We start from the raw sequence: 13756 nt of genomic DNA, 5'->3' as shown, positions 1-13756 counted from the left end.
AAAACTGCAATGCTTCATTCCAATGTGACCCAAGAGTCACGCGTTGAATTGACCTCCCGCGTGCTTGCCGCAAAGGCAAGCAAAGACATCAGCTTCGGTGAATTGGCAGAAGGCACCGGACTCCGGGTGGCCTATGTCACGGCTGCACTGCTGGGGCAGCACGCCTTGCCGCAGCACGCCGCGGAGCTGGTCTGCAGCCGACTCGGCCTGGACGCTGCCGATGCGAAAGAGCTGCAGGCGATTCCCCTGCGGGGCAGCATCCCCGGTGGCGTGCCGACCGACCCGACCATCTACCGCTTCTACGAGATGGTCCAGATCTACGGCACCACGCTCAAGGCTCTCGTTCACGAGCAGTTCGGTGACGGCATCATCAGCGCCATCAACTTCAAGCTCGACATCAACAAGGTGGAGGATCCCGAAGGCGGCTCACGAGCGGTGATCACACTGGATGGGAAGTTCCTGCCCAACAAACCTTTCTGAGTCTCCATCGGTCTTTTCCACATGAATGAAGGGGCGCCGCGATGAATATGAACGACAACGAGCTCATGCTTGCGTGGAGCGAGCCACTGGTGACGGCGCGGCGCCTTACCCTCCAGCAGACCCCCGAGGGATGGCTGGCGAGTCTGGACGGTTTCCCGATGTCGTACGGGGAAACGCAGCGCGTCGCGGTGACATGGACCTTCATCATGAGTCACAAATCGGCCTATGAGTGATCGCGATCCGTCGGTCTGATCTTGTGTTTCGTGATCGGCTGGGTGAACGGACCGGCGGACGGCCAATGCCGACCGACGAGCCATGCTCCGACCTGAACAGCGTCAGCGCTTGGAGCCAGCCAATGGACGAACACTGCAATCAGCAATGCAGCCACTGCGCCCATGCAGGACCAGGGTGAAGCGTGGACATCAAGCATTTTTCGAGTCCACGGTGAGTGTCCGGTTCTGGGCCGACAGTCGTCGTCCACGCCATGTTGGCTGAGCGACAGCAACCGCTGCAGAGGCGACATCACGAGGCGATGGTCACCGGACTGCCTGGCGCCGATCTTCGTATGGCAAGGGTTACCTCAATCAGTATCAAAGGAACCCTCTCAGTCGGCGGCGCCTTGCGGCCATGCCAACACCCCAGTGGTTGACCGCGTCACAAGTCCAGCAGCGTTGCTGGCGCGGCCTGCGCGATTGTTGAGGCGCGCATGCCGGCGCCGCGGAGTCGAGCTGTCATCGGGCGGGTCAGCGAACCGCACCTTCCTGCCTCAGGCGGGCGATGGCTGCGCTGTCAACGCCCAGTTCGTTGAGGAGGTCGTCGGTGTGCTGGCCCAGGGTGGGGGCGCCAAACGGGGCAGGGCCGGGCGTTCGGTCGAACAGGATGCTTCGACTGAGTCCGCGGTAGTGACCGACGACCGGGTGCGGCATCCGCGCAATCATGTCCTCGGCCGTCACCTGCGGGTGCTCGAACATCTCCTCGACCCGGCGGGCTGCCGCGCAGGGGACCTCGTCGCCGAAGAGGGTTTCCCATTCCAGCGCGGTCTTGTGGCCCAGCGCGTCATGCAGGCGTGGGATCAGCTCGGCCGCGTGTGTCGCACGTTTCTTCACGGTGTCGTAGCGAGGGTGTGCGGCGAGGTCGGTGAGGCCGGTCTTCTCGCACAGCGCACTCCAGAACCGCGCCGTGTTGGCGGATATGTAGAGGTGGCCGTCGCGCGTGGGATGGATGCCTGTGACTCCGCCGGAACGCATGTCACGCCCCACGTCCAGCGGCTCGCCGTCTGCCCAGATCAGGCGAGCCGACTGCATGGCCAGTGCGCTGCGCAGCAGCGAGATGGACACCTGCTGACCCAGGCCGCTCTTCTCGCGCTCGTACAGCGCTGACGAAACGCCACCAGCCAGCAGTGCCGCCGCGTAGTAGTCCACCACCGAGCCGTACAGGATCTCTGGAGGGCCGCCGGGCTTGCCCTGCAGGGCGCACATGCCGGTCATGGTCTGCAACACCTGGTCGTAGCCGGCCTTCTCCCTCATCGGGCCGGTCTCGCCATAGCCCGTCACGGCGCAGTAGATCAGGCGGGGGTTGAGCGCCTGCAGCGTGTCGAAGTCGATGCCCAGCCGCCTGGGCACGCTGGGGCGGAAGTTGTGCACGAGCACGTCGGCGTCCCGAACCAGGCGCAGCAGCAAGGCGAGGCCTTGCGGCTTCTTGAGGTCCAGCACCAGGCCGCGCTTGCTGCGGTTGACGCCCAGGAAGGCCCGGCTCTCGTCGCTCAGCGTGGACGGATAGTTGCGCAGGTTGTCGCCGTCGGGTGGCTCGATCTTCAGGATCTCGGCGCCCTGGTCAGCCAGCAGCGTGCAGCCGTAGGGGCCGGCGATGTAGGCGCTGAGGTCCAGTACGCGCACGCCGGCCAGCGGCCCTGCGGAAGTTCCAGTAGGTTTGCCGTTCATGTTGCGTCCGGGGCCAGCGAGAGCCAGGTCAGTCGCCAGGCCCCGTCGCTGCGGCCGCCGGCCCGGTAGTAGGGATGAAAGAGCAGGTCCGGGCGGTAGCCCAGCGTCATGGCGATGCCAGGTGCCCCGTCCTCGCCCTCGGCCGACGCGGGAAGCTCCTGCAGCGCCTTCGGCAGGCGCACGGTCTCCTCGGTCTTGAAGCCGTCGATGAGCGTCGTCGCGTACACCAGCGGCCCGCGCGTCACGGCCAGGTAGGCATGGTGCAGCACCTGTTGTGCGACAGGGCTGCCATCTGGTGCCCGCGACTCCTGGATGTTCTCGTTGACGCGCTGCTGCAGCCGCGGCGTCATGGGGAGGTCCAGCGTCAGTACCTGCTCGCCGCGCCAGTGGCGTGCTTCTATCTCGGCGTACCGGCCGGGCTGCGGCGCCGGCAGGGCCTGACCATCCAGGCTCAGTGTGGCACCTTCGGCCCAGCTCGGGATGCGCAGCCGGAGTGCGAACCGCGCGCCGGTGTCGGGTGCGCTGATGCGCAGTTGCACCAGTCCGTGGGCGGGGTAGCCGGTCTGCTGGCTCAGGCGCAGCTTGCCGACGGCCAGAGTGCTGGGGCCGTAGAGGTTGACCGTGATCTCATCACCCGCGTCGTTGACGCCGTAGGCGACATCCTGCAGTTCTTCCAAGGCCATCGCGCCACTGGACTTGCAGCAACGCCAGTAGGTGGTGTGTACGCGTCGGCCGTTGGGGAAGGAGTAGTAGCACCAGTCCTCACCGTTCGGGGCCATGGCGCCCAGCAGGTCGTTGTAGGCAGTACGTTCGATCTCCTCCGCATGCACGGCGTTGCCCGTGATCTTCAGCATCTCGCGGTTCAGCTGCAGCCAGGCCAGCGTCGAGCAGGTCTCCACGTAGCCTTGCGGGCTGAACGCAAAGGGGGCGTTGAACACCTCGCGGGAGCGGTTGGCGACACCGCCCCAGGGCCCGCCGCCCAGCGTCAGATGCTTGTCGCGGATGCTGTGCCACAGGCGCTGGACCGCATAGAGATGGGCGGGATCACCGGTGGCACGGTGCAGCTTGGCCAGGCCAACGAGGTTCCATATCAGCTGGTAGGCCTTGCCGGTGGCGATGTCAGCTGCGTCCACGCCAGCGCGGGCCCGCGTCTGCAAGGCCAGCGCGGGGTTGGCGTCCGCCTGGGCGAGGATGCGCCGGGCCAGGTCGAGGTAGCGTGTCTCGCCGGTGGCCAGGTGCAACTCCACGGCGGGGTCCAGCAGCACGGTGGCCGACATGCCGTGATGGTTGCCCAGCTCGTTGATGTCGATGCCCCCCTCGGCCAGCGTGTGCAGGCAGAGGTCGCCGATGCGGCGGGCCGCCGCCAGCCAGCGCTCGTTGGGAAAGTGGCGGTGGGCCTCCAGCAGCCCCAGCACGAGATAGCTGTGGGTCCAGATGTCCCACGTCCGCAGGCTGGGCTCGCCGTTCCAGCTCAGTGGCTTGGGCGGCTGGCGCACCATGAAGCGGCGCGGCGCGGCATAGGTGCCCAGGTAGCCATCGGGCAGCTGGACCTCCACGAGGTAGTCCGCCACGCGGCGAAGCTGGCGCAACAGCTCGGCGTCGCCGCTGCGTGCGGCCGCCTTGGCGGTGGCGTACAGCCACTTGCCCGCGTGCTCGCCGTACCAGTCGCCTTCGTGGTTCTGATCCCGGTGCGCGGGCGAGAAGACTGCGACGGCTGGGCTGTGCTCGTCCTGGATGAAATGGAACAGCCGTCCGCGCCGGCTGGCCTCCATGGCTTGGCCGAGAAGCCCGCCCAGTTGGGTGTGCGGCTGGCTCATGGCTGGTAGCCTGCCGCCGAGTCAGGCGTGTCAACCACACATCGGAAGCCGATGGCGCCCGAGCGGTCCTTGCTCGGTGCCATGAGCAGGTACTTGCCATGCTGGTCCAGGCGGTAGGCCTGCGGGAAGTACCAGTGCGAGGTCTGTGGCAGGTAGCTGCTGCCGCCGCGCACGATGGCCGCGCGGGTGTGCTCGTCCTCGAACTCGTCGGTCCATTGCCAGACGTTGCCGACGAGGTCCAGCACGCCGAAGGGACTGGCGCCGCGCGGATGGGCGTCGACGTCTGCAGGCGCGGGCAGCGTGCGACCGCGCTGGGGCGCCGGCACGGCGTCGGCATCCCAGGCCTGGCCCCAGGGATAGGGGCGGCCGTCCGTGCCCTGGGCGGCGTACTGCCATTCCCATTCGCGCGGCAGGCGCTTGCCGGCCCAGGCCGCGTAGGCCCGCGCGTCCTCCAGACCGACCCAGGTCACGGGCTTGTTCTCCCAGCCCGGCTGCGGGCGGCCATCCACCCAGTCGCGCAGAAAGTTGTGCCGATCCGCCGGCGCATAGCCGGTGGCGTCCATGAAGCGCTGGAACGCGGCGTTCGTGACCGGGTGGCGGTCGATGTGGAATGCCGGCATCTGCAGCCGCCGCCGGTGGGCGCGGCGCGGGCAGCTCTCCCAGGGGTACTGCACGTCCACGCCGGCCCAGGTCTGGCCTTCGATCTCGATGCCGCCGACGACGAAGTCGTACTCGCCTGCCGGGATGGCCACCATGCCCTCGGGAGGCGTGGCCCGCGGCGTGGTTGGCGCCACCGCGCACAGGCGCTGCGGCAACGCGGTCCAGCGACCCGACAGCGACTGCAGCGGGGTACGGGCCAGCTCGGTCGCACGGGCCAGGTAGGCCGGATCGACGCCATCGCCATCCTCCGTGGCAAGCACGGCGCCGTAGCCCTGGGGCTCCAGCGCAAGCTCGATCAGTGCCTGGCCGTCGAGAATGCGCGGCCGCAGCTCGCGGCCGTTCCACAGGTCGAAGTAGCGCCTGCCGGCCGCGTGGGGGAGGGCCATCTGCTCGCCCGCGATCTCGTACTCCATCCGGTTGACCAGGGTCCACAGCGTGCGCCCTGCGCCGGGGAAACGGCTGGCGAAGACGCCGGTCTGCAGCGTGGGTGCGTAGGGCCGCCAGTCCATGCTCACCAGCAGCGGCGCGAAGGCGCGCTGCAGCGTGGCGATGCGGCGCAGCGTCTCGGCATCCCGGGGCGTGAGCTGGTTCCAGATGCCCCAGATGTTTTCCCAGGCGTTGTAGCCCACTCCGTTGAAGTGGATGTACTGCAGGTCGTTGGTGCGGTTGCGGCCCCAGCGGTTCTCCAGGTTGATCATGTGGCGTGGCTCCAGCCACTTCCACTTGGCGACCGACGGGATGACGTCGGCTGGCACCTTCTTGCCCCAGCTCTGCACGTTCCAGATCAGCTGCTCTTCCGACGAGATCGTCGACTCAGGCTGCAGCACGACCGGGCGGCCCACGGCATCGCAGGCGTCGAAGAAGGCGCGGGGCACGCCGTTGTAGGTGTCGCCGTTGATGCCGTCGGCGCCGACGGCCCGGATGATCTCGGCGATGGCATGCCAGTCGCGCTGGCCCTGGGGCCGCGTGCCGTTGTCCCAGGGCTTGGTGGGCAGGAAGACCCGCACGCCGCGGCGATGGAAGGCGTCCACCGCCTGCTTCAGGCCGGCGAGGCCGCCGGGCAGATCGTGGGCGAGGTCGGTCTGGTTGCGATCGTCCACACCGATGTTGGGATAGATGTACCAGATCAGCACGGAGTCGACGCCGCCGAAGCGCGCCTCCAGATCATCCAGGTAGCGGTCCACGGTGTACTCGCCCTTGACGGGGTCGTAGAAGTAGCGGTCCTCCACCATCATCTGCACGTGGACGAAGTTGCGCTGCGCCCACTGCAGTTCGGGACGGCGGTAGTTGGCGTCGTCGTAGCCGATGCGGATCAGGTGCTCGCGTCGCCAGTCGATCAGTTCGCGCACCCAGTCGTCGGCGCAGCCCTTGGTATCAATCTTCCAGTGGCCGATCTCGGCGAAAGGCCAGCCCGGCGCCTTGCCCGGCACCGGCAGATAGCGACCCGTCGTGACGTGGGAGAAGCGGAATTCGGTGCCCAGTTCGCCGCGGTCGTCGTCGCCGGGCGGAAGGATGTGGTCGGTCATGCGGGAATCGTCGCGGAAACTTGGGCGAGCAGGGTGTCGATTTCGTGGGTCTGCGGGATGCTGGCCTGGGCGCCGGCCCGGGTGCAGGCCAGCGCGGCGGCCGCGCTCGCGCGGCGCAGCGCCGGACGCAGGCCATCGCCGCGGCTCAGCGCGGCGACCAGCACGCCGCAGAAGGTGTCGCCCGCGGCGGTGGTGTCGACCGCGTCGACCCGGAAGGCCTCCAGGCGGAGCAGTTCGCCCTCGTGCCGTGCGAGGCAGCCTCGGCTGCCCAGCGTCACGATGACGGTCGGCACGGCAACCCTCGCCAGCGCCGCCTCCACGCCGTCGTCCGTGCCGGCGATGGCCGCCAGCTCGCTTTCGTTGACGACCAGCAGGTCGACGGCGTCGAGCAGCTCGGCGGGTAGCGGCCGTGCCGGCGCGGCGTTGAGCACCACGCCGACGCCAGCGGCGCGTGCGCGGCGTGCGTAGGCGGTGACGGTGTCGAGGGGTGTCTCGAGCTGCAGCAGCAGATGACTGACCCCGTCCAGCGACGGCAGGTGTTCGCCGCGCAGCGCGTTGTTGGCGCCGGGAGCCACGGTGATGGCGTTCTCGGCGCTGTCGCTGACGCAGATGAAGGCGCAGCCCGTGGGCTGCACGCTGTCGCGGACGACGTGCAACTGGACCCCGGCTTCTCGCAGCGAGGCCTCCAGCGTCGCCGCTGGGGCATCCTGCCCCAGCGCCAGCAGCATCTGCACCGGCGCGCCACCGGCACGTGCGGCGGCGACCGCCTGGTTGGCGCCCTTGCCGCCGGGGAAACAGGCGAAGCCGCGGCCGAGCACGGTTTCTCCGGGGGCCGGCACGTGGCTGGCGCGGACGACGAAGTCCAGGTTGGCCGAGCCGGCCACCAGAACGCTGCGGGACATGGAAGCTCCGGTCAGAAGGTCACGGTCTGCGTCAGCGAGAACACGCGGCCGCGGCCCGAGAAGTAGTTCTTGAAGCCGGGCAGCTGCGACCAGCTCAGCACGTAGAACTTGTTGGTCAGGTTCTCGATGCCCAGCGTGGTCTTGCCGTAGCGGCCCCAGTCGTAGTTGGCGCCGAGGTCGAGCAACGTGTAGCCGCGGGTGCGTTCCTCGCCCGACAGGCCGATGTTGAGGTCGCGGCTGAGCAGCCGGGTGAAGCCCAGGTTCACGTCGCCACCCTGCATGAACTTCCATGCGACGGAGCCACCCACCTTGTCGGGGCTGGTGTCGTTCACGCCCATGCGCTTGGTCAACGGTCCGCCGGTGACAAACGTGGTCTTGCCGAGGATGCGCGAGTACAGGGCGTTGACCTTGACTTCGGGCGTCAGCTGGACGTCGCCGGTCATCTCGAAGCCGCTGATCTCCACGGGGGCGCGGTTCATGACGAAGTCATTGGTGACGGGGTCGACCGACAGCGACACGCCCAGGCTGGAATACGACTGGTAAACCGATGCACCGAAGCTGGCCTTCTTGCCGCGCCAGTTCACGCCCACCTCCTTGTTGCGCACGATGATGGCCTGCAGGTCCAGGATGCCGGCCACGTTGGTGTTCTTGGAGTTCTTGTTGATGTTGCGCAGAGGGATGCCGACGTTGGGCAGCGTGAAGCCCTTGCCCAGCGATGCAAACACCGACCAGTTCTCCGGCAGCCGCAGCACAGCGCCGATGTTGGGCAGGGTGGCGGCGTAGTCGAGCTTGCCACCGGTGACGTTGATGCGATCGCGGTAGTAGGTGGTGGTGTAGTTGTCGACGCGCAGCGTGCCGTCCTCGCGGCGCACGCCGCCCGACAGGGTCAGCGGGCCGGCATCCCAGGACAGCTGGGTGTAGGGCGCGACGCTGCGATAGATCATCGGCGGCACCCAGAGCCGGTCGGTCAGGGCCAGGCGTTGCTGCGCGTTGTCCTCGGTCAGGTCCACGCCGCCGCGGAACTCGAGGCCCTTGATGCCGAAGGCGTCTGCGCGCGTCCAGGAGCTGCGCAGGCCTTTCTTCTTGGCCAAGATCTCCGACTGGTCCCACAGCGTGCCCACGGGCGCGATCAGCGGGTCCTGGCGGTCGGCGCCATCCTCCGCCGGGTAGCGCATGGCCTGGCGGGCGAAGTAGGCGTCGAGCTGCAGTGCGCCGCCCCACAGGTCGGCGTGGCTGTACGAGACGGTGAACTGCTTGAAGTCGTTGAACTCGGCCTTGGAGCCGGGGATGGTGCCCAGCTCCGAGGTGTTGGTCATGCCGGTGTCGCGGTTGCCCTCGACGAGGTGATAGCGGTTGTTGCCCTCGACCTTGAAGGCGCTGGCGGAGAACTGCAGGCGCTGGGACTTGTCGGTGCCGAAATCGAAGCCCAGCTTGCCGAAGAAGTTGTTGGACTTGCTGTCCATCAGCGAGCCGCTGGTGTTCAGGCCCACGCGGTTGCCGTTGCCGTCATAGGCGATGCCGCGGTCGATATGCGAAGCGGACAGCACCATGTCGTAGTTGTCGGTCTTGCGCAGCCAGTTCAGGCCAACCTTGTAGCCCGTGCTGTCGTCCTTGCCTTCGGTCGTGATCCGGGTGGTGAGCTGGAACTCATCGCCCATCTTGGTCGGCACGCGGGAGATGTAGTTGATGATGCCGCCCGCCGCGCCAATGCCTTCTGAGGCCGACGGCCCGTTGATGACCTCGATGCGGCCCACCAGGCCCATGTCGGTGAAGGTGGCGTTGCGCGTGCCTTCGCGCAGCGGCGAGCCCTGGGGCACGCCGTCGAACAGGCGCAGCGCGATGCGGCCGCGCAGGTTCTCGCCCGTGTTGCTCATGGCCTGCGAGGATTCGGAGTAGCCCGGCACGACACGCGACAGAACCGCGGTGGCGTCCTCGGTCAGCGCCAGCGTCTGCGACAGCTCTGTCTTGCCGATGACGTTGATGGCGCCGGGGATCTTGTCGATGGCCTTGGCCGTGCGCGTACCGGTGACGATGGTGCGTTCGAGCTGGTTGGTGTTGTCGTCGGCGGCGCTGGCGGCAGCGGCCGGTGGAGTGGCTGCTTCCTGGGCGTAGGCGGCCGAGACGGCGGCGGCCAGCGTGAGCGTGGCGACGGGAACGACGTGCTTCATGATCTTGTCTCTGCTGTGGTTATGGATTCACCGGCCAGCCCCTTGCGGCCCGTGGTGGGGTCAGTCTCGGCCAGCTGGGAATAAACAGGAATGGCCTGGATCTATGTTCAGACGACAGGTTTTGTTGCTTCTGTCGCCTCACCAGGCCAGGCGGCGGGCACACCAGCGCAGGCCCTCGCGGAAGGCGGGCTGCCAGACGGGCCAGTCGTGCCCGCCATCCATGATGCGCAGTGCGGCCGCGCTGCCCGGCTCCCGCCTGAGGCGGCTGAACAGCCGGTGTGCCTCCAGATCGATATCGTGCGAGGCATCTGCAGGGTCAGGGTGCGGGTACTCCTGGTCACCCGCGGCGATGAACATGCGCAGGGCAGGGTGCGATGCCTGCCGGGCGGCCAGCAGGGCCGGATAGTTGCTGGCCTCGTACAGCTCGTCGAAGAACAGCGTGCTGTCGCGGCCGAAGGCGCCGAACTCGCGTGCGCTGGAACCCTTGGGCGGGAGCGGCGTGTAGATCGCCGGGCTCAGCACGATGGCCGCACCGAAGGCATGGGGGCGGGCCAGGGAAAACCGCACGGCTCCGTAGCCGCCCATGGAATAGCCGCCGACGATGCGGAACTCCCGGCCCCGCCGGACCGGCCACTGCGCTTCGATGTGTGGCAGCAGTTCGTCGAGCAGCAGGGTTTCGACCGGCGCGCCCTCGACGTGGGCCGAGTCGACGTAGTAGCCGCCGCGACGGCTCCACGGCGCGTCCGGCATGACCGCGATCAGCGGCGGTATCTCCGCGGCGGCGATCATGTCGTCGAGGACATCCTTGACGCGGGTCCAGGCGGACATGTTGTCACCGCGCCCATGCAGCAACAGCAGCAGGGGATACCGTTGCGCCGCAGGTGCATCGCCGTGCGGCAGGTAGAGCTGGAAGTCGATGGGGCCGCGCTTGCTCTGCAGGCGCGAGGTGACCAGCCGTGAGCCTGCCGCGGGCGCGCTCGCCGCTTGAGCGCGTGCGATCAGGGGCGACGCGCCCAGGGCGAGCAGCTGGCGTCGGTCAGGCATCGGGCTGTGACATGGCCGCGCGGCTTTCCTGGAGGAAGGCCTGCACCAGCCGGATGCGGATGGTCGAGCGGGACCAGACGATCCCGATCCGGCGCGGTTCGCAGGGCAGGGGCAGCGGCAGGCGGACCAGGTTCAGGCCTTCCGGCCAGGGGCGTGCCCAGTCGGGCACGAGCGACACGCCCAGACCGCGATCGACCATGACGGCGATGGCGTTGAGGGCGTTGAGCTCGAAGCGCTCGCGGGGCGTGATACCCACCGAACGCAGGTACTGGTCCGCCTGGCGGCCGCCCCACTGGCTGCGGTCGTAGCGGATCAGCGGCTCGGTGGCGAGCAGCTCATGGGGGTCCCGGTCCGCCATGCGCGCGGGCGCAAGCACGACCAGGGGCTCCTCGCGCAGCAGTTCCCAGTCGCAGGTCTTTGGCAGTGCAAAGGGAGCCTGCAGCACGATGGCTGCGTCCAGATCGCCGCTGTCCACTGCCCGGTGCAGTTCCGGGGAGTAGCCCGGCTTGATGAATACCTGGATGCCTGGGAAGCGCGCAACCATGCGCGCCAGGATGTCCGGCAGCATGCCCGTGAGCGCATTGGTGCCGGCGCCCAACCTGAGCTCCCCGGCACTCGGGTCGTCATTTGCCACGGTGCGCAGGTCCGCGACATCGCGCAGCAGTGCACGGGCCCGGGGCAGGGCGCGTGCGCCGGCCTCCGTGATGTTGACCGTGCGTCCCACGCGCGCGATCAGCACCGTGCCCATGCCCCGCTCAAGCGTATGGATCTGCTGGGCCACGGCGGCTGGCGTGATGTTCAGCAAGCGGGCCGCGGCGGCCATGGAGCCTTCGTCAACGACGGCGACGAAGGTGCGAAGGAACTCCGTGTCCATGGGGTGTCAGTCGTCTCGGTAGATGGTGAGGCCCTTCAGGGACTGGCGGGGCGGGGGGAACAGCAGGCTGGCCAGGTAGCCGATGACGATGCACAGCAAGATGGAGATGGCCAGGTAGAAGTAGGGATGAACCAGCTTCATCCACCAGGCCAGGGTGGTCAGCAGTATGGCCGAGCCCACCCCGATGGCCACGCCGGGGGCGTTGGCCCGGCGCGTGAACATGCCCAGCGTGTAGGCGCCAGCGAAGCCGCCGCCCAGCAGACCCGCAAGTTCGATGGACACGTCGAACAGCGAGTGGATGTCGTAGCGTGACAGCAGCAGCGCGAAGCCGACGCCGATGAGGCCGGCCGCCACCGTCATCAGCTCGGCGAACAGCACGCTCTTCTTGGGGTCCGGGTTCTTGACCAGCTTCTCGTAGAAGTCCACCGAGGCCAGCGTCGCGACGCTGTTGATGATGCTGGACAGCGTCGCCATCGCCGCGGCGAAGATGCCGGCGATGATGAGGCCCGTCACACCCATGGGCAGCTCCGCGGCGATGAACATCGGGAAGGTGGCGTCGATGCTCAGCAGCGGGTTCATGCGCTCGGGGTTGGCCTTGTAGTAGACGTACAGCGCCGTGCCGATGGCGTAGAAGACGAAGCCGCCCGGGATCATGATGGCCGCGAAGGCCCAGATCGAACGGCCGGCATCACGGTCGTTCTTGGTGGACAGCGTGCGCTGCATCAGCACCTGGTCCTTGGGGAAGGTCAGCACGACGTCGAAGAGCACCAGGAAGATGAAGCCCCAGACCGTGGCCTTGGTGAGGTCGAAGCTGAAGTCGAACATCTTGGTCTTCTGCGCCGCAGCCGCCTCGTGCATCATCTGGGAGAGGCCGCCGTCCAGGTGCCAGATGACGAAGCCGATGGCGAACACCGCGCCCCCCATCTTCACGACCAGCTGCACGATGTCGGTCCAGACGACGGCCTTCATGCCGCCCAGCGCCGTGTAGGCGATGGTGAAGCCGCCCATCAGCAGGATGCTCCACACCATGTCGATGCCCGTGATGGTCGCGATGGCCAGCGACGGCAGGAACAGGATGACGCTCATGCGGCTGCCCAGTTGCACAAGGATGCACAGCGCGCTGGAGAGCATGCGGATGGCCGGGTGGAAGCGGGTCTCAAGGTAGGAGAACACGCTCATCAGGTCCAGGCGGCGCAGCAGCGGCACGATCCAGACTGCGACGAACATCAGCCCCAGCACGGCGATCAGGTTGTTGGTCAGGTACTGCCAGTTGGTCTCGAAGGCCTTGGCCGGGATGGCGATGTAGCTGATGGAGCTGGTGTTCGCCGCGTACAGGCTGACGCCCGCAGCCCAGAAGGGAATCGAGCGGCCGCCAACGAAGAAGTCCGAGGTTGAGTTGCGTTTCTCGCGCAGATAGAAGTACAGGCCCATGCCCAGCATGGCGATCAGGTAGACCACGATCACCAGCCAGTCCAGCCAGCGCAGCATCAGCTTGCCGGCTTCGACCTCGGCGCCGGCCACGGACTGTGCGCCGCGCTCGCCAGCGCCCTGCAGCCAGGCCAGGCCGTTCTTCCAGGCCGCGGGTTGCCGGGCGTCACTGGGCAGGTCGCTGCGCATCACGGCCCAGGATCCCGTGATGGTGTGGAAGCTCAGCATTTGCCTGGGCTGGCCGGGCTGACCCGCGAGGTAGAGCACATGGGCCTGGCCCACTGGGCGACCCGAGCCCGGCATGACCGGAGCGTCGGGTGCGGGCAGGCTGCTCCAGCCCTGGTCGGCGGCCCAGCGCAGTTGCCTGCCAGCCAGCGTGAGGAAGAGCGCGCGCGTCTGCCCCACGAGGGCCAGTGGCTCTCCGCCTTCGGGCCAGGCCTGCAGCACTTGCCAGGCGGGCCGGGCCTCACCCGACGGCAGCTTGTAAAGCCGTGGCTGCTCTTGCGGATCCAGTCCGGCGACGTACAGGGCGTCGGGCAGCGTTGCAGCCTGGGCCTTGTGCAGTCGCAGCGGCAGTGGCGGCAGGGCCTGGTAGCTGACGTTGTCGCCCGCCACCTGGAGGCGGGCGAGTGTTTCGACGGGCTCCGGCAGCGGGCCGCCCAGCAGGGCCAGTCCGGCTGGCCGGGGTTGCGGTGCACCCCAGCTGCTGCCATCGGCCGAAAGCAGCCAGGTCTTGCTCGAACCCACGGCAAGCAGTCGGCCGTCGGCGGTCACCAGGTCCTGGACCGGTTCGTCGGCCTGCAGCGTCGGCAGGGTCTGGGTACGGACGGTGGCGACCTGATCTGCCGCCGCCCAGCCTGCCGTGACGGTCGACAGCAGGGCGAGCACGGTCAGCAGGCGTGCAACAAGACTCATGG

The 13756-nt window shown here is 67.9% G+C and carries 10 protein-coding genes; 2 read left to right on the top strand and 8 right to left on the bottom strand.

Annotated features, from left to right (window positions below; all coding sequences use genetic code 11):
* Positions 1 to 9 precede the first annotated feature (9 nt).
* Both cynS and QM732_RS12075 read left to right on the top strand, forming a co-directional pair.
* Positions 10 to 480, top strand: a complete 471-nt coding sequence (gene cynS / locus QM732_RS12080) for a cyanase (RefSeq protein WP_415656377.1) — start codon at positions 10 to 12, stop codon at positions 478 to 480.
* A gap of 41 nt (positions 481 to 521) precedes the next feature.
* Positions 522 to 713 (top strand): hypothetical protein, encoded by a 192-nt coding sequence (locus QM732_RS12075; RefSeq protein WP_415656376.1) that lies wholly within the window; start codon positions 522 to 524, stop codon positions 711 to 713.
* Between the two features lie 510 nt (positions 714 to 1223).
* Here QM732_RS12075 and QM732_RS12070 read toward each other — a convergent pair.
* The 8 genes from QM732_RS12070 to QM732_RS12035 all read right to left on the bottom strand — a co-directional run bounded on the left by QM732_RS12070 (position 1224) and on the right by QM732_RS12035 (position 13754).
* Positions 1224 to 2420: a CaiB/BaiF CoA transferase family protein gene (locus QM732_RS12070; protein WP_415656375.1), complete on the bottom strand. Its 1197-nt coding sequence runs from the start codon at positions 2418 to 2420 to the stop codon at positions 1224 to 1226.
* Positions 2417 to 4237, bottom strand: coding sequence for a glycoside hydrolase family 127 protein (locus tag QM732_RS12065; RefSeq protein WP_415656374.1), 1821 nt, complete (start codon positions 4235 to 4237; stop codon positions 2417 to 2419). The genes QM732_RS12070 and QM732_RS12065 overlap by 4 nt, the downstream gene beginning before the upstream one ends.
* Positions 4234 to 6423, bottom strand: coding sequence for a formylglycine-generating enzyme family protein (locus QM732_RS12060; RefSeq protein ID WP_415656373.1), 2190 nt, complete (start codon positions 6421 to 6423; stop codon positions 4234 to 4236). The genes QM732_RS12065 and QM732_RS12060 overlap by 4 nt, the downstream gene beginning before the upstream one ends.
* A complete protein-coding gene (locus tag QM732_RS12055) occupies positions 6420 to 7325 on the bottom strand; it encodes a ribokinase (RefSeq protein WP_415656372.1) in 906 nt (301 codons plus the stop codon). The genes QM732_RS12060 and QM732_RS12055 overlap by 4 nt, the downstream gene beginning before the upstream one ends.
* Positions 7326 to 7336: 11 nt before the next feature.
* The gene (locus QM732_RS12050) at positions 7337 to 9493 is read right to left on the bottom strand and encodes a TonB-dependent receptor (RefSeq protein ID WP_415656371.1); all 2157 of its coding nucleotides are present in this window, start codon (positions 9491 to 9493) and stop codon (positions 7337 to 7339) included.
* Between the two features lie 138 nt (positions 9494 to 9631).
* Positions 9632 to 10537 carry an alpha/beta hydrolase gene (locus tag QM732_RS12045; protein ID WP_415656370.1) on the bottom strand — a complete coding sequence of 302 codons (906 nt, stop codon included), beginning with the start codon at positions 10535 to 10537 and terminating at the stop codon, positions 9632 to 9634.
* Positions 10530 to 11411, bottom strand: coding sequence for a LysR family transcriptional regulator (locus tag QM732_RS12040; RefSeq protein ID WP_415656369.1), 882 nt, complete (start codon positions 11409 to 11411; stop codon positions 10530 to 10532). Before QM732_RS12040 ends, QM732_RS12045 begins: the two co-directional genes overlap by 8 nt.
* A 6-nt stretch (positions 11412 to 11417) precedes the next feature.
* A complete protein-coding gene (locus tag QM732_RS12035; protein ID WP_415656368.1) occupies positions 11418 to 13754 on the bottom strand; it encodes a sodium:solute symporter family transporter in 2337 nt (778 codons plus the stop codon).
* Between the last annotated feature and the right edge of the window lie 2 nt (positions 13755 to 13756).

It is taken from the genome of Roseateles sp. (assembly GCF_047654805.1).
In the GTDB taxonomy this organism is placed as follows: Bacteria; Pseudomonadota; Gammaproteobacteria; order Burkholderiales; family Burkholderiaceae_C; genus Pelomonas.
This window is presented reverse-complemented; position numbering and strand designations above follow the sequence as displayed.